This window comes from Desulfitobacterium elongatum (assembly GCF_055378975.1).
Window position 1 is genome coordinate 2,910,507 of record NZ_AP038772.1, and the last position, 24,413, is coordinate 2,934,919.

Consider the following 24,413-nt stretch of genomic DNA (forward strand, 5'->3'; position numbering starts at 1 on the left):
ACGTTGGATCAGTGAAAATGACCCCCCGCATCGATATCCTCTTTAGCTTGATTCACCAGAGCTGTGATTTCCCCATCTGCTAACGGTTTGCCACTCTCTAACTGCGACAAAGTATCTTGAAAATATCGGATTAAAGTTTGGTTCAATTTGTGGTAAACGATATCAGCATCTTTGGGTTCTGGGTCTCTCCCACTCCAAATTCCGTTCATTTTGGCAAAGATATCGTTGGTAATCATGCTCATGATTAGAGCGAGAGAAGCAACTTGAGGATTGGCAAAACTTGCTGTCCCTTCATAGCTGGTAGACAATAATTTTAGTCGTCCTTCGGCTTGTAGGCTTTGATACGCTTTTGTCCCTTGTAAGATAATCTGAGGATGGTACAGAACGTTAGCTGTAATCGACAAATCCTTGAGCAAATCATTTCTTTTTAAAAATTCAAAATTTGTTCGGATATCTTTGAGGGAGGAATCCGGTTCAAACATAATAAACCCTACATTCGGTTCGATCCCATATTGACGGAGAAGCCGGATCGCCCGTTCATTTTGTTCAACAGTAGTCCTCTTATTCAGTCGCTGCAGGGATTCGTTTCTTCCGCTTTCCAGCCCAATCAGAATCTGATGTAAGCCAGCCTCCACCAAGGCACTGAGAGTCTCCTCTTCAATATCGTTAACACGCCCCTCAATTCCAAAGCGGATCCCCCTCTCTTTAAGTAAGGAAGCTAGTCGGAGTACTCGCTCTCGCCCGTGTTGGCCCGGACCGAAGAAGTTGGGATCAACAAAATAAAAGTTCTTTTGTCCATATCTGTCTATAAGTTGATCGATCTCGGCGATAATGTTTTCCGGTCTTCGACCACGCCAACAACCCGTCCTTCCGTAGTAGGGGTTAATATAACAAAAGGTACATCCCCCATAACAGCCACGACTGCCTTCGATATTGATTTCCGGTAGACGAAGCATAGCCTCCGAGTGAACCGGGTAAGGTAATCGATCAAGGTTTTCGATGACCTCCCGACGCTGAACATAACTCTTGCCTTGTTTGTCTTGCCAGGCCAGACCCGTTATATCGCTCAATTTAATCTGATCGAGTTCCTCTTTTGCCAGTTCAGCAAAGGTTAGTTCGGGCTCTCCGACCATAATAGAATCAATTTCCGGGCACTGCTGGAATATCTCTGGATAGGCAAAGGTGGGATAAAACCCATAGGCAGTGATATGTCGTAGTCCTTCTTTTTTAATAGCTTTCAGAAAGGAAAATAGGCTTTGGTTATTTTCCCAACCATAGACGATGTGGACCCCGAGGATATCGGGTGCAAAGCGACTTACGATCCTCGATATCTCAGTATACGAGGTTTTTTCGAGGTATCCCTCCACAACTTTTACCTCATGGCCCTGACTCATAAGCATTCCGGCGAGATAACTCGTGATTAGACTCGAAGAGAGCGGAGTATTGGCAATATCATTACACCGGTCTTGAGGGATCTTTCGTGGGTGCTCCAGTAATAGAATTTTCATTTCACATACTCACTTCCTGCCACATAAAGACGTTCTTCTGTAAATGATAGGTTTCCAGACGGTAACGAAGGGTTTCATAGTTCTGCGGGTTATAATAGACCGGATAAAGTAAGTCCGCTTTTGGATGGATGATCCCTTCTTTTCGAGCAAGCTTTTCGATCGGCGTTCCAGGAAAGATACGGATATTATTCAGCACAATGGTTCCCAGATTTCTTTTCGCGCTATGAAGCTCGTAAAGGCGATCAAAGAGACGTATTCCCTTTTCTATCGTATGCTCGTTTTCCCCGGGCACATTGACCATGAAATGATACATAGTACAGACAGTCGTTTGGGCCGCTAAGGCCGATGCTTTCAAGATATCATTTGTGGTTAGCCCCTTGCCAAGTACTTTCAGCGACTCATCACAGAGTCCATCGGGGGAGAAAGAAAAACAGTTGCATCCGGCTTTCTCAAAGAGTCGGATATTGCTTTCATCTAAATAATCCTCTCGGAAAAAACCGCTCCAGGTTATCCTAAGCTTTCGGCGAAGGAGTTCCTGACAGATCGTCTCCAAATGCCCTGCGGGCATATTAACCACAGGATCGTTAAAATGAAAGTTATTAACTCCATATTCCTTGTGCAGAAATTCGATCTCATCCACGACTGCGGCCGGTTGGCGACAACGCAGTTTTTTACCCTGGAGTCGTGGGTAGACACAATAGGTACAATGTAGAGAGCAGCCACGTTTGGTCTCAATCCCGATGGTTGGTACGTAGCTATTAATATCCTCATAACGCTTGGGCGATAAAAGTTCCCGAGCTGGGATTACATAACTTCCCATATCATAATCCATAGAAGGTGGATTAACATGGACTCCGCTTTCTTCCCTATAGCAAAGACCCTTAAGCTCCTTGAGGGCTGGAGGATTATTTAAGGAGGCCAGTAAGAGAGGAAACGTCCCTTCCCCTTCACCAACAACCCCATAATCAATTTCCGGTAGTTCAAGCATTAGTCGTTCAGGAAAGAGGGAAAATCCTGTTCCGCCTGCCAAGATCCAAGCTTCGGGCAGAAGGGCTGCTACCATTTTTACGACCGTTACAAAGGGAGGGACTAAGGAACTTGTCTTATTCGCTAAGGGATCGATATTGCGTAATGACAACCCAATGGCTTCAGGTCCTTCACTCAGCAGCTTGTTCTTCAAGGCACCAAAGGGGTCTGATTCAAGGTTCATATCCAATAACTCGACTTCAAAACCGGCTTTTTGCAAATGCGTAGCCAAGGTTACAATCCCGATCGGATAAACTCGTTCTTGGGAGACCCCTTCAACGGAAGGGGTCTGCACCAAAAGTATGCGCATCGTCATCACTCCAAAAGCAAAATCGCAAAGTACTTAACGAAATCCCGGCCCTCTGTCAAGGGGCGTAGGGCAATGCCCGCTTTTTGTACGGTTGAAAAAACATCAATTCCCGATGCCTCCATAGACGGCCGGGCCTCCTTTGTATTAATGCAGCCTTTTTCCCCATTACATTTTTCGCAGAGGGTGCATGGTCCTGCCCAAAGCGCAAATGCTTTATAATACCCTGCCGTAAAAGCCTCCTTCTCCGCCTTGAGCACCAGCCGCTGAAACGATGACGTGGGTGGTGTTCCTTCCAAGAGTAGACCATGAGTGTAGTCCTTGAGCATTTCCTTGGTCTTTTCTGCGGATAAGCTATTCGGCGGGCAATGCGGTTTACCGTAACTGCTACATCCAAATTGGCAGCGCAGATCAGTCCATCCCGGAATCTGAATATTCTCCACAGGGAATATGCGCACACTACTAAACCCTTGTCTTTGGATTCGGGCCATGAGCTGAGTTTTTGAGTCCAAACAAAGATTTTGCAAACAGTTCTCATCTTTGGCAGCAAAGATGAGAGCAGTATCTGAGTGAAGAGGTAGCATTTCAGTAACCGAAAGATTCCGTAGCCCTAGTTGTTCTCTTATCCACTGGGCTTCATAGACCTTACCATTATAGGTATTCACGAACATATTTATATCGAAAAGAGCCGCCTTTTCTGCAAAATGTTCGTGAAAAAAGTCATGAATGAGTAACAGCCCGTCTGGTTTTAGGCAAGCGACTGCCCGATCCAAAACTTCTCTAATCTCAGCCTCGGCATAAGCGTGGACAATATTCGAGAGGATAACTAGGTCATAATGCTCTTTCTTTAGAGGCCAGGGTTCGAGGATATTGGCTGAACAATATTCGAACCTGTCGCTATGTTCGGTCACTTCAAGCTGTTCTTGGGCATAGTCGAGCACTTCAGGAATATCCATCAAAGTGGCTCGGGCATCGGGAAAATGTTCGAGTAGCCTGATAGAAATCGTTCCTGGGCCTGAGCCTACGTCTAGAATTTCCCCTAAGGAGTCCAGTTTAGCTAAAAAAGGCAGGAGCTCCTTGACCTTGTTTTCTGCCACGCAGTCCATCGCCCGCCCATACTGTCGTATGCGTCGGACCACTTTCTCTTGGCCCTCATCTTTTCGGGTATACCTCACCCTGCCGCCCATCTTAAGGCAACGGCGGAGACTTCGCCAGTTGGGAAAGAGGCGTTTGCGCCATAAGATGGATTCTCCTTGGTAGTTCTCTTTACCCTTGACTAGGTACTCCTGTGAAACCCTAGTGTTAAAGTAAACTTCCCCGTATTGATCCAGTAATCCCAAGGCACAGAACGCTTGGAGGAAACGCTGAAGACCACTTGATTCTAAATCCAAAGATTCGGCAAGTTCCTTTAAACGTTTCCCTTCTGGTTCCAGAAGCGTAAAAATATTCAGTTCCACCGCTGTGAAAAGAGCCTCAGAGTACCAATACCCTGTAGCTAAATCCTCGAGGTATTGTGGACCATTCAATTGAGGATCATTGGTCTGAAAAGGTAAAGATTTTCCGGTCATGCCCGACCCAGCCCAAAATATTCGGCAGCAACCTGAGCAGCACATCCGGTTCCACAGACTGTACAATTGTGATCCGAATGGGTATCTCTGGCAGCAGCCTCCAATCGATCGGGATACAAGGCAGCCTTTATTTGCCTGTCCATATCCAGGGCAACTCGGGCCCGGGCCATTTCTAAGTCTCTCTCCCATGCTTGCTTATTCCCTCGAGCAATATCTGCGATATGAGCTGCCATTCGGGTTGTGATGACTCCGGTTCTTACGTCTTCCTCGGTTGGTAACCCGAGGTGTTCCGCGGGAGTCAGATAGCATAAAAAGTCCGCACCACTGGCTCCAACCAAAGCACCGCCGATTGCCCCAGTAATATGGTCATAACCCGGAGTTACATCTGTGGCAAGAGTTCCTAAGAGATAGTACGGAGCATTATTACAGAGACTTTTTTGCACTTTCACCGTTGCTTCTACGTGGTTGAGGGGGACATGACCCGGTCCTTCCACCATGACTTGAACACCGGCTGTTTGAGCTCTCCTTGTAAGCTCTCCCTGAATAATCATCCCTTGAAGTTGGGCTCCGTCCAGTGAATCGGCAATACTGCCGGGGCGAATGGCATCCCCGAGGCTTAGAGTTACATCATAAGCTTTCAGAATTTCTAATACACGATCATAATGTTCATAGAGGGGATTTTCTTTCTGGTTATGGAGCATCCAGCCTGTAAGGAAGGAACCACCCCGGCTTACGACATCAGTTACCCTGCCGGTTGTCTGCATTCTTTTGATTACGTCGAAATTCAGGGCACAGTGTATCGCCATAAAGTCTATACCATCAGCCGCTTGTTTTTCGATTACCTGAAGAATCTCCTCTATTTTCATCTCCACGACGCTTCCGTATTTTTCAATCGCTTCAATCCCCGCTTGGTAGATTGTTGTGCAGCCAACCGCTACATTTGCAAGGGATAGAGTCTGTTTTCTCATGCCGTCAATATCTGATCCCGTACTTAAATCCATAAAGCTGTCACATCCGGCTTCTTCAGCTATAGCAAGCTTTCTGGCTTCCATTTTCATGTCTTCACGGTCGCTTGAGGTACCGATTAGAGCATTCGTTTTAATCCGCAGTCCTTCTCCAATACCACAGTAATTAAATTCCTTCCGGTTTTTATTTCTGGGGATGACGATTCTCCCTTCTGCTACTCCTTGGCGGATAAACTCTACGTCAACATTTTCCTTCGCTGCGACGGCTTCCATTTCCTCAGTAATAATTCCTTTACGTGCTCTTAAAACCTGAGTCATAATATCCCACCCTTTCCTTCATTAACAGCTATGTTTTGGTGTTTTTAGATACTTCGATACGATCTCCATCGCACAGTACTTTCCGCACATGGCACAGGCTGAAGATTCACCATTGTTCCGGGTTTTTCGAATCTCTGCGGCTCTTTGCGGGTCAATAGCAAGTTCTAACTGTCTCTTCCAGTCGAGCTTTTTCCGTGCGATAGACATTTCTAAATCCCATTGATGAGCTGACTTCAATCCTTTGGCCAAGTCACCTGCGTGGGCAGCAATACGAGCAGCGATGACTCCCTCCCGTACCTCGTTGACACCGGGTAACCCGATATGTTCCGCTGGAGTCACATAACAGAGAAACTCTGCCCCAGCCCAAGCACTCAGTGCCCCGCCGATCGCTGCATTAATATGATCATAACCGGCAGCAATATCGGTTAGCAGGGGCCCGAACACAAAGTAGGGTGCGCCCTTACAGAGGCTCTTCTGCAAAGTAACTGTTGCCTTGACATGCTCGAGGGGCATATGTCCAGGGCCTTTAATCATGATTTGAACCCCTGCCTCGCGGGCACGCCTGACCAGTTCTCCCAAAACCACCAGCTCTTGTACCTGAGCTCCGTCTAGGGAATCTGCTAGGCACCCTGGCCTCATGCCATCCGCAAGACTTAAGGTCACATTATATTTTTTGGCAATTTCCAGGACACGGTCATATTGTTCGTAAAGGGGATTTTCACATTGGTTGGCGATCATCCAACCGATTAAGTGAGATCCTCCGTAACTTACGAGGGGATCAATGCGGCCTTCGCTTTTTGCCCGTTTCACAATATCCATGGTCGTTCCACAGTGCAATGCGAGGAAATCAACCCCTTCTGCCGCATGGCGTTCGATAACCTCAAACATCTCTTCAACACCCATTTTCACACTCGAGCCGTACTTTTTCACGGCTTCAGCCATCGCTTGATAGACGGGTAGGGTTCCTACTGGTACAGTAGCGGAACTTAAGGTTTCTTGGCGCATTGCATCAATATCACCGCTGACACTAAGGTCCATTAGGGCATCTGTACCTACTTCTAGAGCGGTTCTGATTTTTTCAACTTCCCCACTGATTGTGGCCTCGCTTCCATACAGACCGATACTGGCACTGACCTTCGTACGCAGTCCTTTGCCAATTCCAACCGGAACGATATTCTTATGGTTGATATTACCGGGAATAACAATCGTACCCTCAGCAACTCCTTGCCGAATAAATTCCGGTGAGACTCCTTCCCTAGACGCCACCTGTTCCATTTCAGGTGTAATGATTCCCTTTAAAGCGCTAGTCAATAAACTCATAATTGTCCTCCTCTTTGATTTAATTATTTCTTATATTATGGAAACCTTTGAATCGGTTCCCAAAAGTTGCACAGGGTAAACACCGTCAAAACAGGCTGTGCAAAAATCGTGGGGTCGCTTCAATACTCGAAGCATTCGTTCTAAATCGAGATAATGAAGACTATCTGCCCCGATATGAAGTCTAATCTCTTCGATAGACCTGCGAGCAGCGACGAGTTCTCCAGAGGATGAAATATCGATTCCGTAATAACAGGGATAGCATAGGGGTGGAGAAGCCACTAAAAAATGGACTTCTTTTGCCCCTGCCTCCCGTAGTATACGGATGATGTGACTACTGGTAGTTCCCCTCACAAGTGAATCGTCTACAATCACTACCCGTTGACCCTGAAGTATCTCATCGATAGTATTAAATTTCATTCTGACAGCTTGCTCCCGGTTTTTTTGCCCAGGCCTTATAAAGGTCCTGCCCATATAGCGATTTCTGATCAAACCTTCCCGGAAAGGCAGACCGCGCTCTTCAGCATATCCCATCGCCACGGCCATTCCAGAATCTGGGACAGAAATTACCACGTCCCCCTCCACCGGAAATTCTTTAGCCAGTTCCCTGCCAAAATCCCGACGAACTAAATTGACAGTTCTACCGTCAATTACGCTGTCGGAGCGAGAAAGGTAGATATATTCAAAAATACAGAGGTGGCGGTTACCCGAGCTAGAGCGCGTAGGTATAGAATGAATTCCATTTTTGTCTATAATCACGATCTCCCCGGGTTCAATTTCCCTGATAAATTCTCCGCCCACAGTTTCGACGGCACAGGTTTCAGAAGCAAGTACATAGCCTGATTTCGTTCCTTTTAATTTTCCAAGGCAGAGGGGCCGCATTCCGTATGGATCCCGCAGGCCGATGAGACTGTTTTTTGTCATCACGACTAGAGAAAACGAACCGGAGATTTCACTCATACAGAGTTCTAGGATCTTCTCTAAGGGAAGTTGTCTGTACTTAGCCATAAATCCAAAAAATATTTCACTATCGGTACTGATTTCCTTAGATAAACGAGTCGGTTCCAATCTCTTTTTCAATAGAGAGACATTGGTTAAGTTGCCGTTATGAGCGAGAGCCACACTCCCCCTATAATTCCTGTACAATAAAGGTTGAGCATTGACCTCTGAACTATCGCCTGAGGTGGAATACCTGACATGACCAATCGCTATGCCCCCTTTTAAGGTGCTTAAAAGATTTTCATTAAAAACGTCTGTTACTAGCCCCATTTTTTTGTGTAAATGAATTTCCGTCCCATCGGAGATGGCTATGCCTGCACTTTCCTCTCCTCGGTGTTGTAGAGCGTTTAAACCAAAATAGGTTTTAAAGCCTACCTCATCACCAGGAGAATAGATACCGAATACACCACATTCATCTCGGGGCTTATCATTAGATTCATCAAGGTACATTTTTTCTTCCCTCCCTTGTGACTTCGTTTATCACCTAAATTGAACGAGGAACATTTTTCGATTAATGACCAGAGGCTAATGAAAAAATAGATAACAAAAAAATCCGCAACCCTAATAGGGTGCGGATTTTTCCATCATCCTCACTCAAGCCGACTTATACGCGAAGCCGACAGTTCAATTTTACAGGCAGGTCTCCTGACTCAGGTTCACGGCCTTTTGCCTCCTTCCTTCTTACAAAGTGGAAATGGCAAAGGCTCCCCTTTACAGTGGCGGGTCCGTCCGGGAATTCCACCCGGTTCCCTATTCTCCCTCTCGGGCACCTGTAAAAATATAGTGAATTTACTTTAGATAATATTCTCATTTTTCAGACTTGTCAAGACTATTCTTATATAATTTACCTATAATTTATATCCTAAAACCACAAAAGGCTTAAGCATGCGTCATATGCACTCCTAAGCCTTTTCCGTTTTCCACTATAGAGTCAACCTATCCTAAAACTCTTTTCTTAAAGTGGCGACTTGTTCTACAGACATCGATTCTTCTTGAGCAGATAAAGCGATCGTATCCATGATGGCATCAAGCTCTATTACGGATTGCTCAAGGGTCTCAAATTCTGATTCGACTTTATGGGACATTTCCTTACCCTGTGTCACTTGCTTTTCTCCAGTATTCATTTTTTCAACCGCTTCAGCGACGACGGCAAAGCCACGTCCCTGTTCTCCTGCCCGTGCCGCTTCGATGGCTGCATTCAAAGCCAGTAAATTCGTTTGCTCGGCGATACCAGAGTCTCTTTGAGGTACTGGAAAAATGATAAGCGGGCTGTACGCCCGCTTAATCTTAATCTTATCCTTATACGTTTACTGACTCACACACATACGTTTACTAAACTCACACTACGTTTATTTACTCACTCGTCTTTTCCCGAGCTTCTTCTTTCGACCTGTGACGATTTCTACTCGGAAGCCTTTTCGGCTCTGCCGAACTGTAGCGGCCATAAATCCAAGAAACATCACTGCCCATACGCCGCCAGTCACGATGGTTCCCATCAGAATCCGTAACGTTGTCGGCCACAACAAGGGTCGGCTCAAGAGATACAAAACATAAAGGATAGCTGACAGAAACCCACCTTCGAAGGTTATCGGCGGGAGTTCCTGAAGAAGAGAGACCAGCTCTGCCGGTCGAAAAAGATAGACGATGCCCACTGCTAATAAGAGGATAAAAAACAAGTTAATAAGATACATAAATAGGGAAGCTCCGGGTGAAATACGCTGTTGGGGAGTGTCTGGATTATAGCGGCAGTTATTAATGGAGTAAAAGAGTCCGATCGCGCTTGACCCCAGGGAGAGAAGCACCGCCCCTATCGCCAGAGCAAAAATCAAGGTAGTAGACATACCGATTGCATAGGATGTCCCGACTAACAAGACTTCCATTAATAACAACGTCGGAAGAACGGCTGCTAGCAATTTCCCCCAGACCACTGGCCATCCCGCAAGGGGAACGCTATTTAATAGCCAGTCAGATTCTCCTTCGCGACCGAATGATTGCAAAGCCATGTTACCGCTGAACATGACGGTGTACATAATCAATACGGTTATTAAGGAAGTGCGGCTTGAATCGGCATGGGAAAACATGAATTGGGCCACAAAGAAGAGCATGATAATCAAGGGCGTCAAATAGCCAAACCATTCCCGGGTGTCACGCTTCATATAAAGTAAATCTTTCTTAGCCACTGCCCACATTCCCAGCCAAGGAGAGCCTACACCGATGACCTCTTCCTTAAATAGTGAAGATAAAGCCTTTCCCTGCAGGCGATGCTCTTCCCCTTGCACGACGGTAACCCGTTTTTTACGACGTCTACCCCCTTCTCCTTGACTCAGTGATATGAAGCCCTGGCGGAATCCCCGTTCAACAAGCTTGAAAGCCATCATAAACAGGAAAGCGCCCACGAAGAAGATCAAGAGGCTCCAGCCAAGTCCGGCGAGGAAGTTCCCTGAAATCCCTGCAATTAAAGCTTCTGAGCCCCATCCCCAGGGGAAGAAGTCCATCACTTTGAGCATCTGTTCTTGGCCTGCTAGCCAAACGCCTATGTTTAACTTATCTTCATTATTTATCACCATGCTCGGAAGCTGAAAAACCAAGGCAATCAGAATGCCTGCCAAAGCCCCGATAAAGCCAACGGCTTCCTTACTCCGATGTGGCGGGACAAGACGCATCACCAGCAGGTTGAGGAGTTCAGCTACAGCGGTACCTATCGCCAATAGCCCAAGACCCACCAAGAAAACCAAAAGGTAGAAGGTGGCTCCCGCTTGAAAAAATAGCCCACAAAAAACTCCCGGTAAGAAGACAAATAAAAGTGCTGTCAATACGTTACTTCCGATCACTGACAGAGATTTTACGGCAAAAACGACCTTGAGGGGGACGGGTGCCATGAATAGAAGCTCTAAATCCTCGGACATATAAAGGGCAGCAAAGGCTGCCGTAATGCCAAAAATGATCTGGCTGATCAAGCCACCCATGAATAACAGGGAAAGGAACCCTTGGACCGTTTGGGGTGACATCGTTTTCAAAGACCCATAGGCAGAAAAGCCTAAGGAAACTAAGAGGGAGAGCAATCCCAACAAAAGGACTACCATTCCGATTAACGCACCCTTCGGCCGATGTCTCATCTTATTCCAAGCTACTCGCAGTTGGTTTCTCAGTAACAACTTAAAATCTTGGACAAAGGATTGTTCCTGCGGTGGATCAGTAAGGGGAGGAGGTAAAATGATGTGCACGGGTTTATCCCTCCCCCAGACTATTGATTAACTCGGCATTTTCGTGACCGCCTGTGAGTTCCAGGAAGATATCTTCCAAGCTTTCTCCACCGTGCCCAACCTTCTGACGCAGTTCCTCAGGACTACCCTGAGCAATCAGCTGTCCTTCTTTGAGAATAGCGACACGGTGGCACATTCTTTCTGCAATCTCCAAGATATGGGTCGAGATAAAAATGGCCGCCCCCTGCCGAGCCATCTCCTGCAACACGTCCTTTAAAAGGCGAGCACTAGCAGGATCCAAACCGACCGTAGGTTCATCGAGAAGGATGACTTTGGGCTGATGGATGAGTGCTGACGCCAACACCACCTTTTGACGCATGCCGTGGGAGTAACCCTCCAATAGCTCATCTGCTCGGTCTGAGAGACCAAACAAACTCAAGAGCTGTTCCGACCGTTCCTCGATGCTCTCTTTAGGCATCCGATAAAGGGAGGCGATAAGCTGTAAAAATTCCCGTGCCGAAAGCTTACCATATAATTTAGGCTGATCAGGCACGTAGGCCATCAAAGACTTGGCTTGAGTGGGCTGTTTGCTGATATCGTAGCCGCAGATAACGGCTTCTCCTTCACTGGGCTCCATTAGGCCAGTTAACATTTTGATGGTGGTTGTTTTGCCTGCACCATTCGGTCCTAGAAACCCGAAGATTTCTCCGCTCTTGACCTCGAGGTTAAGTCCTTTAACCACCGAGACTTGCCCATATCTTTTAGTGAGTTGCTGCGTCCTAATCAGGACACGATCCATAAATAATGCCCCCTTTTCGGTTCCCTATGGTTACTTGATAGGCTCTTTCTTAAGGCTCTTACTCTATCGAATTTTCGCTCCAAAAGGTATAAGCCCCAACATAGCAAATTTAAAGTGCTGAAGTCCGAAAGGTATACCAATAATCGTTAGGCAGAAGATTACCCCGATAGCAAGATGACTCAAAGCCAATTCCCATCCAAATACGATAAGCCATAGGATATTCATCAGTAAATCACCGACTCCAAAATGGCCAAGTTCTATGTCTTTTCCAAAGGGCCATAATACAAACTGGGCTATCTTGAAACATTGAAGGCCAAAGGGTATGCCAATAATCGTGATACATAATATAAGACCTGCTAAGGACCATGCAATAGCTGCAAGAATTCCCCCAAAGATTAGCCAAATCAAATTCCCAATAAAATTCATGATCTTCCTCCTTAGATCTTAATCAAGACGCAGCGCCCATTTAGGACAAACCGACGTACAATAGATTATGACTTACCTTAATGCGTCATATCCTTTATCATGATTATATAATTAAATTCTATGTGTTCTCGCCAAGTCCTTCAACCATCGGCAGATTCTCTCTTTGAGTTCTTCTCGAGTGATCCCTTTTTCCCCAATCAAACTCTTTATTCGTTTAAGTCCGTGTAGTAAAGCTCGTGCTCGGAGGAAAAGCACAACAAAAAAGAGGTCCAAATGACCTCTTTATCTTAACTAATATTTTCGAAGAAACACAGGAGGTTTACCAAACCATTCCCTTCGAATTAGGGTGTGGCATAGATTGAAGACTTTCTCAACGTCTTGCGTGGTATGAGCTAAAACACGCAGAGAGAAGCCCGATACAGAAAGCAGAGATAACCCATATTTGGACGTTAACTCCTTACTTTCTAGTAAATCTCCTAACCTTGATAAGAAATCAGCATCTGCCCTATCGCCTATGACCAACATCGTTCCAAAATGGGTATACCCCTCTAAAAGGCCGATCTCACGTATACTTTGACTCCTAGGTGTCAGCCTCATATGATCTGCTACGACCAAACTCTCCCCTAAATAGACTTCAGTATTTAAATCGAGTAGGTCGTAGGAAAACAGTGTTCCTTCTGAATCCCATCCGGAGGTTATAATATCTGTCGTAATATAACAAGTCCCTTGTTCCATATGTACGACAGTTTTTTGCTTATACCTTGAATTCCGATAGCCGATAATTGGATCCGGCAGATACTCTAATATACTACCCTCAGTTAGCGTAATATTAACTTCCTGGAAAACAGGTCTGTTCGGAGTTTTATAGATTTTCGTCGCCGATTGGGTGGTTAGCAATAACTCAGCCTGCTTGGATAACTGGATTTCGATTTTATATCGATCTCCATCCACATAGCCGCCCCCAGGATTCATGATGTAATAGCAGGCCTGTGCGTCATTTTGTAGATAGAACGGACTCATCATTTTAAAGGCTCCATAAAAATAAAGGTCTTCGGCGACGGTCTTTCCTCGTTTCTTTTCTGCCGCCAATTGCAGGTAACCCGTCCATTGTTCCATTCTAGCCTAGCCCTTCCAAGAGAACATTCTTTTTGATCCAATCCACAACGTACTGAAGACCTGTATCGTCTTTTAAATTCGTAAAAATAAAGGGCTTATTCCCTCTGAATTTATTCGTATCCGCTTCCATTACCTTGAGATTTGCTCCCACATAAGGAGCCAAGTCGATTTTATTAATGACAAATAGATCCGATTTTATCATTCCTTGACCGCCCTTACGCGGGATTTTCTCTCCTTGTGCGACATCGATGATGTATATCGAAAAGTCTGCTAACTCAGGACTAAAGGTGGCTGCGAGATTATCTCCACCACTTTCGACAAAAATAATCTGTACATCGGGGTGACGCCTTGTTAATTCGTCAACCGCCGCAAAGTTCATCGAAGCGTCTTCTCGGATAGCGGTATGAGGACAGCCCCCCGTTTCCACACCAATAATACGGTCAGCTGCTAACACACCATTTTCCATTAAGAATTTGGCATCTTCTTTTGTGTAAATATCATTCGTAACGACCGCCATGCTGTACTGATCCTTCATGGCGCGAGTTAACTTTTCGACGAGCATTGTCTTTCCGGCCCCTACTGGACCCCCTACTCCAATTTTTATTGGCTTCATCATGGTTCCTCTTTTCACACCTATTGCCTAAGACATAAAGATACGTATGTTTAATCGTTCATGTCTCATTTGAGAAATTTCAAGGCCTGGCGCGGTTATCCCAAAATCCTCGAGAGTAAGTGTCTCAATAACTTCACAGGACTCACGAATTAAGGTTGCAGACTCTTTAATCAGCTGCTGCCCTTCGGTCTGACCGAGTGGAATTCCCCGAACGGCATTTTGGATGAGACTCGTAAGCGAAGAAAACAAGTAACTCGATACGGTCGTTGCCTTGGGAATATGAAGACCATGCGCGATCAGGGCAAAGGCGAGTGCTGGGTGACTATGACAGGTTCTAGCTTTGACCCGTTCCCCATACTCAGATAGGGGTAGGGAGGGGTACAGTTGATTTCCTAAGGTCAACAACCTTTCACCCATCCTTCTACTTCCTTCTCTACTCTCTTGGGCGAGAATCACAGCGACTAACCTCTGATCGAGCTTCCAGATATCCTCCAACCGATTGTCCTCCAATGCTTCATACGCTAACCGGCAGGCAAGTCCATCGGTATACACGAGCTGCTCCCGAAGGAATACTTCAATCCACTGAGACAAGGACGCCTTATTATGCACTAGATCCTCTTGAATATAGGTCTCCAGACCAAAAGAATGGCTAAAAGCCCCGGTCGGCAGGTTAGAGTCACAGAGCTGAAGCAAGGCTAATAGGTTATTATCCATGACTATGCCCTATGTGACGAAAAGCCTTCTTCACTTTCTTGCTCTCTCGAGAATAAGGAATTCTCGCTTCCTTTAATAAGTCTTCGATAAGATAGTCATATTGGACTAACATGGTATCCCCTTCAAATTGGGCAGGGAGATGGCGATTTCCGATGCGATGGGCGACCTCTCCCATTTGCTGCACACTCGTTGGACGAATTATAAGCAAATCCTCGGGCAGGACATCGACCACAATGATGTCATGCTCATCCATATAAAGTATATCTCCCGCAGAAAGGTCCTTGGGTTCGGCTAAGCGAAGTCCGATTTCCCTGCCATGATCAGTAACTACTCTTTGGATTCTCTTGACCAAGTCTGAACTTTCTAGATAGACTCTCTCCACATGGCGGTTCTGTAAAAGCCCTTCTGGAATTTCATTGATATGGGCTACGATCTGTTCTACAATCACTAAACAACACTCACCTTAAAATAAGAAATAGCGCTGAGCTAACGGGACCACATCGGCGGGTTCGCAGGTGAGGAGTTCATTATCGACTCTCACATCATACGTCTGTGGATCTACAGTAATCTCAGGTGTCTCAGAGTTATGCTTCATATCTTTTTTGGTTAAGTTTCGAATACCATGAACAGGAAGTACAATCTTTTCTAGCCCTAAACTTTTATGAACGCCAAGCTCATAAGCAATCTTAGAGACAAATGTGATTGAATTCCTCTGGATGGCTTTGCCATAAGAAGCGAACATAGGGCGATATAAGACGGGTTGAGGTGTAGGTATCGAGGCATTGGGATCTCCCATGATGCTATAGGCGACCATTCCATTCTTTAAGATCATCGAGGGCTTCGCTCCGAAAAACGCCGGTTGCCAAAGCACCAAATCGGCATACTTGCCAACCTCTATCGATCCCACATAAGAGCTAATTCCATGAGAGATAGCTGGGTTAATCGTATACTTCGCAATATAGCGTTTTGCTCGATTATTATCTCCTACGTGACCCTCATCTCCGGCTAATTTACCTCTTTGTTTTTTCATCTTGTCCGCAGTCTGCCAGGTTCTTATCACCACTTCGCCAATTCTCCCCATCGCTTGAGAATCAGAGCTCATCATACTGAAGATACCCATATCATGTAAAATGTCTTCTGCCGCGATGGTCTCTTTGCGAATCCTCGAATCGGCAAAGGCTACATCTTCGGGAACATGACTCTTTAAATGGTGGCATACCATCAGCATATCCATATGCTCATCCAGCGTATTGACGGTAAAAGGACGAGTCGGGTTAGTCGAGGACGGTAAAATATTAGGATAACTCGCTATTTTGATGATGTCTGGAGCATGTCCACCTCCAGCACCTTCCGTATGAAACGTGTGGATAACCCTTCCATCGATCGCAGCGATGGTATCTTCGACAAAGCCACATTCGTTGAGTGTATCCGTATGTATGGCGACTTGAACATCATATTCATCAGCAACGCACAGAGAATGGTCAATCGTAGAGGGAGTAGCTCCCCAATCTTCATGGATCTTCAGTCCGATGGCCCCTGCACGAACCTGCTCCGTTAACGCTACCTCGGAGGAGGAATTTCCTTTGCCGAGAAAGCCGATATTGATCGGAAATCCTTCAGCAGCCTCGAGCATGCGGTGCATGTGCCATTCCCCAGGGGTACAGGTTGTAGCCTTTGTCCCTTCTGCAGGACCCGTTCCCCCACCGATTAAAGTGGTTACTCCGGAGGCCAAAGCGGTCTCGACTTGCTGTGGGGAAATAAAATGGATATGTGTATCTATCCCACCTGCGGTTACAATCAGCCCTTCCCCTGCGATAATTTCTGTCGAGGCACCAATGACAAAATCTACGTCCTTCATAATCAGCGGATTTCCACTTTTGCCGATTCCTGCGATCTTACCATCACGGATACCTATATCGGCTTTGTAAATTCCGGTGTAATCAAGAATAACTGCGTTCGTAATTACCAAATCCATCGCACCCTCAGTACGGGTCATCATCGGATCTTGTCCCATTCCGTCACGAATGACTTTGCCCCCACCAAAGACGACCTCGTCCCCATAACTCGCGTAATCTTTTTCGATTTCTATAAATAGATTCGTATCACCCAAGCGAATGGCATCACCAACAGTGGGGCCGAACTTTAAAGCATATTGTTCTCTAGACATAGAAAAGCTCATATCTAATCCCTCCTAATCTAAGGGTCCATCTATTTTGTTGTTAAATCCGTATACCTGACGTTTCCCAGAATAGTCTACCAGTTGTACCTCTTTGGAATCGCCCGGTTCAAAGCGAACGGCGGTCCCTGCTGGAATATCTAAGTGCATTCCTATCGTCTCTTCTCGATTGAATTGCAAAGCAGAGTTTGCTTCATAAAAATGAAAGTGTGAACCCACTTGAATCGGACGATCCCCTGTGTTCACTGCTTGAAGGATGATCGTTCTTCTTCCTTCGTTACAAATAATGTCGTCATTTTTTAGAATATATTCTCCAGGCCGCATCTGAACTGCCTCCCCTGTTCTATTTTATCCGATGACTAATCGCCACTAAACTCCTGCTTCTTAAATCGAGATAAGTGGCGCTAAGTCCTTGGATAAGGGTAACTAAACTTCACTTGAAGTAAGTTTACTTTATGGGTTGATGTACTGTAACCAGTTTTGTGCCATCTGGAAAGGTCGCCTCGACTTGAACATCGTGGATCATTTCCGGAATTCCTTCCATGACATCTTCACTGGTTAATATCTCTCTTCCTAACCGCATTAACTCAGGAACTGACTTACCATCCCGAGCCCCTTCCATCACTTCATAGGTAATCAGGGCAATCGCTTCAGGATAATTGAGTTTAAGTCCTCTTTCCTTTCGGCGTCTTGCGAGGTCAGCAGCTACCACGATGAGTAGCTTTTCTTGTTCACGAGGTGTGAGCATCATAAAATATCTCCCCCTAAAAGAAGTTCAAATAAATTCCTTATGTAATATGGCATCAAATAGTTAGGAATACTCTCAATCTTTATTTACTCGAGGTTTAGTATAACAGTTCAGTACACTATTGGAAAGCTTAGTACAGGAATATCTGGCTTCTTCAGGAATTCCGCATATCCGCCGAGGATAATGGATTCTAGATTATCGTCCTGTATATAAGGCTTTGTAATGCGCAATCTGCATCATGGGGCTGTGTGAAAACTATTCTGCTAGGGCTTGGTGATTTTCGAAAAGAAGGAAGCAAACAAAAAAGACCTAGGAATGATCCATTCTCACTCCCAAGCCTTGTTCAGCATTCTTTCTAATCGGTACTTTTATTTATCCTTTGTCTGTAATGAGTACTTGGTAAGCTTCCTTATACTTTACTGAGATGAGCCAAAGCGATACCCCAATCAAAACAAGACCACTTAAAATATACATAATCTATCAGCTCCCGTATAGTTCTTCCGTATAATTCTGAACTTAGTATGTGTTAAATCAAACAAATTATTTGTCGTATAATGTGATAATAGCACGGAAGAACACAATAAAAAAGACCGCCCGAAAAAGTCAGGCAGTTCTATAAAATGCAATTATTTAAAAAATAATAGTTCAATGGTTTCTAGCATTTACAAGCAAAAACCAATCCTTTGATTCTTTTTTCAGGAGGAAATATACAGCTGATAGCTGGATAAGGATATTAGCAAACTGTAAGATAGCATTGAAAGGTGTTGATAGCAATAAAATTGCTAATTGAGGTACATAAAAGATCAGGCTAAGCAAAGCAAAGACGATATAGACTTTTCTGGCCCAATTCCTATTTTGGGATATCTTATAAATAAAATAGCCGTTAAAAAGCAAACCCAAAAGAATAATATAAGTGTAAATCATAAAATATTGATTTTCTGCGGATCCTAAATTATTGATATAACCTACTAGGACACCAAAAACTAAGGATGTTAGCAGCAATTTTATGGCATATTCGACTTCTTTGGGTCTCATTATTACTTTGGGCGAAGCATTTTCTGTAGCCATAAGATCTTCCCTCCAAATATCGCGTATTGAAAACTGGCCTTTGCCAGTTTTCAATACGCTTAAGCATAATCTTTATTCTTCCTTATAAGTTTCCGCGAGTATCTGAACAGGATGAACGACCTTAGCCTGAGAGCAGGCTTTCTTTAGTCCATAGCTTAATTGCATAGTACACGTCGGACAGGATGTGGCGACAAAGTCGGGGGCAACCTTCTGAGCGTTGGCAATCTTCTTATCTAAGACCTTCATGGATAGATCGTGGTGCATGATAGTGAAGCTTCCGGCAGAACCACAGCAGCGGTCTGCCTCCTTCATTTCCACAAATTCTACACCTGGAATACTCTTCAGCACTTCCCGTGGTTCTTTGAAAACCTTTTGCGCTCTCTTAAGGTGACAGGGATCATGGTAGGTCACTCGAACTTTCTGTTCTTTTTTGCCAGGTTTGATCCCCGTTTTAGCGACGAGGAACTTACTAAGATCCCAGGTCTTGACTGATAAGGCTTTCGCCATGTCATATTCTTGAGTGCCTTCTTCGAAAAGCTGCAGATACATCTCTTTAAATGTCGAAGAGCAGGAGGCACAGTCAGAAATAATAGCATCATAGTCATCTTTGAGAAGGATCTTCAGGTTGTGTTTTGCCAGTTCCTTTGTTGTAGCTATCTCTCCGTAAGCCATATGTGGCATACCACAGCATTTTACCCCTTCAACGGTAATAACTTCGCAACCATTCTGACTTAAAACCTCAACTCCAGCTACAGGAACATCGGGATAGATATGATTCGTAGCACATCCTAAGAAATAGGCCACTTTAAATTTCTTCTCCCCTTTGGCCGGGGTGACGACAGGAATTCTTGAACGTGCAGGCTTTTGACTCACATCTGGCATGATCTTGGTACACGCGTTAAGCTTCTCGGGCAATAGTTCAAAAAGTTTGGATTTGCTTAATAGGCTGTGAAGGCCCACTTTCTGATAGAGACCTGCCAAGGTCATCGTGGCGTACAACATGCCTGGGCGAGTCAGGAAACCTTTCAGGATGGCTCCTTTGATCAGGGGTTGATCCATAACTTCATTAAGATAATTACGAGAAGCCATGATGATCTCGTCACTAATAACTCCTGAAGGACATTCTACTGCACACGTCTTACAGAGAAGACATGTATAGACGATTTCGGCCAATTCCTTGGTGGGCTTAATCTTGCCTTCGTGCAGTTGTTTGATAAGCGCCAATCGACCTCGGGGTGAGCCATATTCGCCTTTGATTTCGACGAACAAGGGGCAGTGAGCCCGGCAGGTTCCACATTTAACACACTTCTTCAGCTCTTCGGAAAAATTCATTTTATAGGTCGATTGCATGATTATTCCCTCCCGATCTTCCAGATTTTCCCGGGGTTCATAATCAATTTTGGATCGATGGCTTTTTTGATAGCCCACATAATATCTAAGGCCTTGCCATGTTCTTCTTCCATATAAGCAGCCCGAGCAAATCCTACCCCATGCTCACCTGTCGTCGAACCGTTCATTTCAAGAGCTAAACGGTGGATAGCCTCAGCTACTTTATGAGTTCTTGTTACTTCATCTGGGATAAGGGGATCCATAATGGGGGCGGTATGCATATTACCATCCCCGATATGACCATAGATTACGACAGGAATGTCGAATTCTTTACTAATTCCTTTGATTCTTCTTAAGGCTTCAGGAACTCTGGAGATTGGAAAGCAAACATCTTCGCCGGCAAAGATCCGGGTCTTGCCTTCCTTATAACGAGCTGAGGCCGCTCCAATCACAGCGCGTCCTTGCCAGAGCTTTGCCATACGGTCAGCATCCGTTGCCCATTCCACACTCCGAGCACGCTTCTCTGCGATGGCTTTGACTTGTGCCCCTTCTTCCTCGACAGCTGGTTTTGTGCCGTTAATCTCAAAGAATATTGCAGCTTCGACTTCAGGGATATTTAGATCAGGCTTAAACATGTTGGCACAACGTATCCCGCCCTCATCGAGTATCTCAATCCCAGAAGGTATGATACCGGCCTTAAATACATCGAGAACGGTATGAGCGCTGTCTTCCAACTTATCAAAGAGAGCTAGCATGATTCCCCTGGACTGGGCTTTGGGTAATACTTTCAAACGAATTTCTGTGATTACACCCAAAGTACCTTCTGAACCACAATAGATTCTGGTTAAGTCAATTCCAGAAACACTCTTTAAAGCTTTGGATTTGAGTCCACCCGTTTTCATAACGTCTCCATTGGGTAAAACGACTTCAAGGCCAAGTATATACTGGAAGGTGGCTCCGTATTTTACAGCCCTGAGACCACTCGCATTATTACTGACCATTCCGCCGACGGTAGCCATGACGGAACTCCCTGGATCTGGCGGGAAAAAGAGTCCATAAGAGGATAACGCCATATTTAAGTCAGCATGAACAATTCCCGGTCTTACGACGACTTGCATGTTAGCATCATCGATCTCAACGATATCATTCCAACCCGATAAATCTAAGACTATGCCACCTTTAATCGCTACGCTGCCTCCGGTCTGGCCACTTCCTGCCCCCCTCGGGGTAACGGGGACCTCCTTTTCGTAGGCATACTTCATGAGCTTTGATACTTCTTCGGTACTGTTTAGGCAGACGACGACATCAGGATAGTATTCGTTTTGCTGGGAAGCAAAGGAACTATCATAGGTGTAAGTGTAACGAATGAGTTCACTTTTAAGAACCTTCCCTGAACCAAACAGCCCTTCCATATCTTTGACGAGCTCTTCCCTAGAGATCATTATAATTCACCTCTTCTACCTTCTTCTATACTCGTTTTAGAATCACAGAAATGGTACATGGGGTAAGTCGTTATTAGGGTCTTGTAATCATTCCGTTAAGTGCCGATTTTGCGACCGTCAGTGGTGAAGCAAGATAAATCTCTGCTTCCTCAGAACCTATCCGTCCAGGTGAATTACGGATGGTCGTGGTTATTGCAACATCTTGGGAGGAAAGCAGTCCAAAGTGCTTGCCTGGGCAGGGGCCACAACCTGGGGGCAATAGCACTGCACCGCTATTTCTAAGAATTGAACTTAAGCCCATTTCGTCCATTTTATTCGCTATCTTGCTGGAGGCAGGTGTGACTATTAAAGTAACCTCAGGATGTATCTTCGTATCTTTCAGTACAGAAGCACTTATGATCATGTCCTCTATCCTGCCAGCTGAACATCCTCCGATGATTGCTACTGTGATTTTCTTTCCTTCTAAGTCCTTCACTGGATGTACTTTGGTTGGATCGGGGGGTACGGCAAGCATAGGTTCAATGTTGCTTAAGTCTATACGGTATACTTCTCCTTCAGAATCTTCTTGAGACGGAAGGATAAAGGCGGTAACAACACCTGCCTCTGGGAGTAAATTGCATAACGTCATTTTGCTATCTATACTGGCTTGCTCGAGGTAAGGTCCTGTTAAAGCAACCGCCTTACCTTTAATAGTCTGACCTAGGGTTCCTAGGATATAAAGCGCTATATCCCTGGCCATAACATTGGACTGGAGCTGATTTTCTAAGGAAAGGGTTATAACTTCTGGTACAGTAAGTTTGTAAAAACCTGTTTCTAGTGGGGGCACCATTTTTTCAGGAGACAGGGAAAACGCAAGAGCACCAAAGGCACCAGAAGTAGCTACATGTCCGTCAGCTCCCACGATGATCATCCCTGGCCATAAGGATTCCTCTTCAGCTACGACTTGATGTAATACCCCTTCCCCATGGTTATATAACGTTAGATTCTTAGCTTTGGACTCCTGGAAAAGCTCCTGTTGAAGAGCACGCTCTGAAATCGTAGGGGCTGGAAAAGCATGATCTAAAGTGATCAGGACCTTATTGTCTTCTGCCAGACTATAGTCTGACTTCTTCCAAGCAGAGTGTACTTTTGACCACGTTCCGTCATGTCCTAATATGAGATCCACCTTGAGGTTTATTTCTTGACCTGAAACGACTTCGGGTAAGGAAGCAGCTTTAGCTAAGGATTGTGTAAAAAACTTCAAAGGAAGCCCTCTCTTCTTAAGATAGTAACGCTTAAAGAACTTTATTTCTTCTCAAGGATAAACGAATGACGCTGAATATATTGCGGGGTTATTCTTCGTTCGATATTTGGGGAGCCCCCCTATTATGATAGAGGGGCTTAAAGTGTAAGAAAATGCGCTACGCTTAGCTATTTAACGATGCCGATGACTGTGAAGAGAATCCAACAGAGGATTGCACCGAAGACGGACATCGACAAACCCCAAATCATCATGCCTTTAAATAACGGTTTAGCGTCGACACTATCCGGTGCACCAGAGATGAATACTGCTCCTGTAGTCGAAAGAGGACTCATGTCAGTAAGGTGACCTGCAACTACGATCGTTGTGATCAAAGCAGGCAGATTGGCCGGATCAGATCCTATTTTCTGGAGAAGGAGTGGTGCCATAGGCAGGAAGGCTGGCATAATAACCCCAGAAGTACTGGCGTAAGCGGACACGAGTGCGGCAAAGAAGCCAACGACCAGTGTTGCAGTATACGGTGTGGAGAAATTAGACATAATTTCAGCGAAGAGATCCATACCTCCGATATTCTGCATGAGACTTACCAAGACTGTGACACCAGTTACGAGAATGATAGCTCCCCAAGGCATAGCTTTGAATGCAGCTTTCTCTTCGGCGGCTTTCATAAAGATGAGGATTGAACCAAGCAGGAAGGCTGTTAAGCCGATATCAAGATTAAAACCAATAACAGCAATGATTAAGATTAGAATTGCGACCATGGTGGATTTCTGGGCGAAATTAAAAGGTTCAACATGCATTTCGGCTAATACTTTGGCTGGACTTTTTGCATCATTACGATTTTTCCATAGTTTAAGACCACCAAAGAGGAAATAAGCAACTGCGGCCACTAAGATATGTACAAGCAACATACTTACCCACATGGTCATTGCCATGTCGGTGATGCCCATCTTGGCTAAAACACTGTTCCCAACAATTCCGTTAGGAGCAAGTGGGGACATTGCACCGGCCTGTGCACCATTACCTACGACTAATGCCATGAGGAGGGGAGGAATTCCTACTTCCACAGCAAGAACCATTACAGGAGCTGCCATCAAAGCAGAAATGGAAATCTGACCAGGTCCGACAGAAGAGAGTATAAAGGCGAGGAAGAATAGCACGATAGGAATTATTGCGACATTACCTTTGGCTGATTTAACGGTATATTTCGTGATCTTATCCAAGGTACCATTAACCTGTGCAATTCCGAAAAGAAAAGTTACCCCGGCGAGCATTATAAGTAAACTGACCGGATAGGCCGCGATTAAAGTCTTAACTTTAATTCCACCGATGAGGTTCCCTATGATAAGCGTCAAACCAAGGGCTAAGGTTCCAAGGTTGGTATTCTTCCAGATGGATACTATAATTGCCAATACTAAGGCCACTAGGGATATGACATCCATGTTATTCGCTAGGAAATGCGCAAAACCGGTATTTGCTAAAAAGCCTAAACTGAACATATGCATCCTCCTCATTTAATAATAAGTTCATG

General features: G+C 45.1%; 21 protein-coding genes, 1 pseudogene and 1 riboswitch. All 22 genes and pseudogenes read right to left on the reverse strand.

All coding sequences use genetic code 11. From position 1 onward, the window contains the following. Positions 1-8: 8 nt before the first annotated feature. The gene (locus ACZ42W_RS13565; protein ID WP_464165884.1) at positions 9-1,508 is read right to left on the reverse strand and encodes a B12-binding domain-containing radical SAM protein; all 1,500 of its coding nucleotides are present in this window, start codon (positions 1,506-1,508) and stop codon (positions 9-11) included. A gap of 1 nt (position 1,509) precedes the next feature. Continuing rightward, complete coding sequence (gene bzaD / locus ACZ42W_RS13570; protein WP_464165885.1) at positions 1,510-2,844, reverse strand: B12 lower ligand biosynthesis radical SAM protein BzaD; 1,335 nt, start codon at positions 2,842-2,844, stop codon at positions 1,510-1,512. A gap of 5 nt (positions 2,845-2,849) precedes the next feature. Then, on the reverse strand, positions 2,850-4,409 hold the full coding sequence (locus ACZ42W_RS13575; RefSeq protein ID WP_464165886.1) for a DUF2284 domain-containing protein: 1,560 nt from the start codon (positions 4,407-4,409) through the stop codon (positions 2,850-2,852). Next, on the reverse strand, positions 4,406-5,692 hold the full coding sequence (gene bzaB, locus ACZ42W_RS13580) for a B12 lower ligand biosynthesis ThiC-like protein BzaB (RefSeq protein ID WP_464165887.1): 1,287 nt from the start codon (positions 5,690-5,692) through the stop codon (positions 4,406-4,408). The genes ACZ42W_RS13575 and bzaB overlap by 4 nt, the downstream gene beginning before the upstream one ends. Positions 5,693-5,713: 21 nt before the next feature. Then, positions 5,714-7,012, reverse strand: a complete 1,299-nt coding sequence (thiC, locus tag ACZ42W_RS13585) for a phosphomethylpyrimidine synthase ThiC (RefSeq protein WP_464165888.1) — start codon at positions 7,010-7,012, stop codon at positions 5,714-5,716. Between the two features lie 30 nt (positions 7,013-7,042). After that, on the reverse strand, positions 7,043-8,458 hold the full coding sequence (gene purF, locus ACZ42W_RS13590; protein WP_464165889.1) for an amidophosphoribosyltransferase: 1,416 nt from the start codon (positions 8,456-8,458) through the stop codon (positions 7,043-7,045). A gap of 168 nt (positions 8,459-8,626) precedes the next feature. Next, a riboswitch (cobalamin riboswitch) is annotated at positions 8,627-8,797 on the reverse strand. A 340-nt stretch (positions 8,798-9,137) separates the two neighbouring features. Further along, a pseudogene (locus ACZ42W_RS13595) lies at positions 9,138-9,243 on the reverse strand (methyl-accepting chemotaxis protein); the annotation flags it as partial. Between the two features lie 114 nt (positions 9,244-9,357). After that, complete coding sequence (locus ACZ42W_RS13600; protein ID WP_464165890.1) at positions 9,358-11,232, reverse strand: putative ABC transporter permease subunit; 1,875 nt, start codon at positions 11,230-11,232, stop codon at positions 9,358-9,360. Between the two features lie 4 nt (positions 11,233-11,236). After that, complete coding sequence (locus ACZ42W_RS13605) at positions 11,237-12,010, reverse strand: ABC transporter ATP-binding protein (protein ID WP_464165891.1); 774 nt, start codon at positions 12,008-12,010, stop codon at positions 11,237-11,239. Between the two features lie 63 nt (positions 12,011-12,073). Beyond that, positions 12,074-12,436: a YccF domain-containing protein gene (locus tag ACZ42W_RS13610; protein WP_464165892.1), complete on the reverse strand. Its 363-nt coding sequence runs from the start codon at positions 12,434-12,436 to the stop codon at positions 12,074-12,076. Between the two features lie 291 nt (positions 12,437-12,727). Next, entirely contained in the window at positions 12,728-13,552 is an 825-nt protein-coding gene (locus tag ACZ42W_RS13615) for an urease accessory protein UreD (protein ID WP_464165893.1), read from the reverse strand. A gap of 1 nt (position 13,553) precedes the next feature. After that, entirely contained in the window at positions 13,554-14,165 is a 612-nt protein-coding gene (gene ureG / locus ACZ42W_RS13620) for an urease accessory protein UreG (protein WP_464171003.1), read from the reverse strand. A gap of 27 nt (positions 14,166-14,192) precedes the next feature. Continuing rightward, the gene (locus tag ACZ42W_RS13625; RefSeq protein ID WP_464165894.1) at positions 14,193-14,879 is read right to left on the reverse strand and encodes an urease accessory protein UreF; all 687 of its coding nucleotides are present in this window, start codon (positions 14,877-14,879) and stop codon (positions 14,193-14,195) included. Continuing rightward, positions 14,872-15,327 carry an urease accessory protein UreE gene (ureE, locus tag ACZ42W_RS13630; protein WP_464165895.1) on the reverse strand — a complete coding sequence of 152 codons (456 nt, stop codon included), beginning with the start codon at positions 15,325-15,327 and terminating at the stop codon, positions 14,872-14,874. Before ureE ends, ACZ42W_RS13625 begins: the two co-directional genes overlap by 8 nt. A gap of 15 nt (positions 15,328-15,342) precedes the next feature. After that, positions 15,343-17,058, reverse strand: a complete 1,716-nt coding sequence (ureC, locus tag ACZ42W_RS13635) for an urease subunit alpha (protein ID WP_464165896.1) — start codon at positions 17,056-17,058, stop codon at positions 15,343-15,345. A 12-nt stretch (positions 17,059-17,070) separates the two neighbouring features. Further along, a complete protein-coding gene (locus ACZ42W_RS13640; protein WP_464165897.1) occupies positions 17,071-17,379 on the reverse strand; it encodes an urease subunit beta in 309 nt (102 codons plus the stop codon). 124 nt (positions 17,380-17,503) lie between these two features. Next, entirely contained in the window at positions 17,504-17,806 is a 303-nt protein-coding gene (locus tag ACZ42W_RS13645) for an urease subunit gamma (protein WP_464165898.1), read from the reverse strand. A gap of 642 nt (positions 17,807-18,448) precedes the next feature. Further along, positions 18,449-18,871, reverse strand: coding sequence for a hypothetical protein (locus ACZ42W_RS13650; RefSeq protein ID WP_464165899.1), 423 nt, complete (start codon positions 18,869-18,871; stop codon positions 18,449-18,451). Positions 18,872-18,943: 72 nt separating this feature from the next. Further along, positions 18,944-20,221 carry a (Fe-S)-binding protein gene (locus ACZ42W_RS13655; RefSeq protein ID WP_464165900.1) on the reverse strand — a complete coding sequence of 426 codons (1,278 nt, stop codon included), beginning with the start codon at positions 20,219-20,221 and terminating at the stop codon, positions 18,944-18,946. Between the two features lie 2 nt (positions 20,222-20,223). After that, positions 20,224-21,642, reverse strand: coding sequence for an FAD-binding oxidoreductase (locus ACZ42W_RS13660; RefSeq protein ID WP_464165901.1), 1,419 nt, complete (start codon positions 21,640-21,642; stop codon positions 20,224-20,226). A 73-nt stretch (positions 21,643-21,715) separates the two neighbouring features. Then, complete coding sequence (locus tag ACZ42W_RS13665; protein ID WP_464165902.1) at positions 21,716-22,885, reverse strand: aconitase family protein; 1,170 nt, start codon at positions 22,883-22,885, stop codon at positions 21,716-21,718. 167 nt (positions 22,886-23,052) lie between these two features. Further along, positions 23,053-24,381 carry an SLC13 family permease gene (locus ACZ42W_RS13670; RefSeq protein WP_464165903.1) on the reverse strand — a complete coding sequence of 443 codons (1,329 nt, stop codon included), beginning with the start codon at positions 24,379-24,381 and terminating at the stop codon, positions 23,053-23,055. Positions 24,382-24,413 lie beyond the last annotated feature (32 nt).

Excerpts from the sequence above, each read along its gene's own strand:
- ACZ42W_RS13565 (WP_464165884.1), bottom strand. The coding sequence starts at position 1,508 with ATGAAAATTCTATTACTGGAGCACCCACGAAAGATCCCTCAAGACCGG.
- bzaD (WP_464165885.1), bottom strand. The coding sequence starts at position 2,844 with ATGCGCATACTTTTGGTGCAGACCCCTTCCGTTGAAGGGGTCTCCCAA.
- ACZ42W_RS13575 (WP_464165886.1), bottom strand. The coding sequence starts at position 4,409 with ATGACCGGAAAATCTTTACCTTTTCAGACCAATGATCCTCAATTGAAT.
- bzaB (WP_464165887.1), bottom strand. The coding sequence starts at position 5,692 with ATGACTCAGGTTTTAAGAGCACGTAAAGGAATTATTACTGAGGAAATG.
- thiC (WP_464165888.1), bottom strand. The coding sequence starts at position 7,012 with ATGAGTTTATTGACTAGCGCTTTAAAGGGAATCATTACACCTGAAATG.
- purF (WP_464165889.1), bottom strand. The coding sequence starts at position 8,458 with ATGTACCTTGATGAATCTAATGATAAGCCCCGAGATGAATGTGGTGTA.
- ACZ42W_RS13605 (WP_464165891.1), bottom strand. The coding sequence starts at position 12,010 with ATGGATCGTGTCCTGATTAGGACGCAGCAACTCACTAAAAGATATGGG.
- ACZ42W_RS13610 (WP_464165892.1), bottom strand. The coding sequence starts at position 12,436 with ATGAATTTTATTGGGAATTTGATTTGGCTAATCTTTGGGGGAATTCTT.
- ACZ42W_RS13615 (WP_464165893.1), bottom strand. The coding sequence starts at position 13,552 with ATGGAACAATGGACGGGTTACCTGCAATTGGCGGCAGAAAAGAAACGA.
- ureG (WP_464171003.1), bottom strand. The coding sequence starts at position 14,165 with ATGAAGCCAATAAAAATTGGAGTAGGGGGTCCAGTAGGGGCCGGAAAG.
- ACZ42W_RS13625 (WP_464165894.1), bottom strand. The coding sequence starts at position 14,879 with ATGGATAATAACCTATTAGCCTTGCTTCAGCTCTGTGACTCTAACCTG.
- ureC (WP_464165896.1), bottom strand. The coding sequence starts at position 17,058 with ATGAGCTTTTCTATGTCTAGAGAACAATATGCTTTAAAGTTCGGCCCC.
- ACZ42W_RS13640 (WP_464165897.1), bottom strand. The coding sequence starts at position 17,379 with ATGCGGCCTGGAGAATATATTCTAAAAAATGACGACATTATTTGTAAC.
- ACZ42W_RS13645 (WP_464165898.1), bottom strand. The coding sequence starts at position 17,806 with ATGATGCTCACACCTCGTGAACAAGAAAAGCTACTCATCGTGGTAGCT.
- ACZ42W_RS13650 (WP_464165899.1), bottom strand. The coding sequence starts at position 18,871 with ATGGCTACAGAAAATGCTTCGCCCAAAGTAATAATGAGACCCAAAGAA.
- ACZ42W_RS13655 (WP_464165900.1), bottom strand. The coding sequence starts at position 20,221 with ATGCAATCGACCTATAAAATGAATTTTTCCGAAGAGCTGAAGAAGTGT.
- ACZ42W_RS13660 (WP_464165901.1), bottom strand. The coding sequence starts at position 21,642 with ATGATCTCTAGGGAAGAGCTCGTCAAAGATATGGAAGGGCTGTTTGGT.
- ACZ42W_RS13670 (WP_464165903.1), bottom strand. The coding sequence starts at position 24,381 with ATGTTCAGTTTAGGCTTTTTAGCAAATACCGGTTTTGCGCATTTCCTA.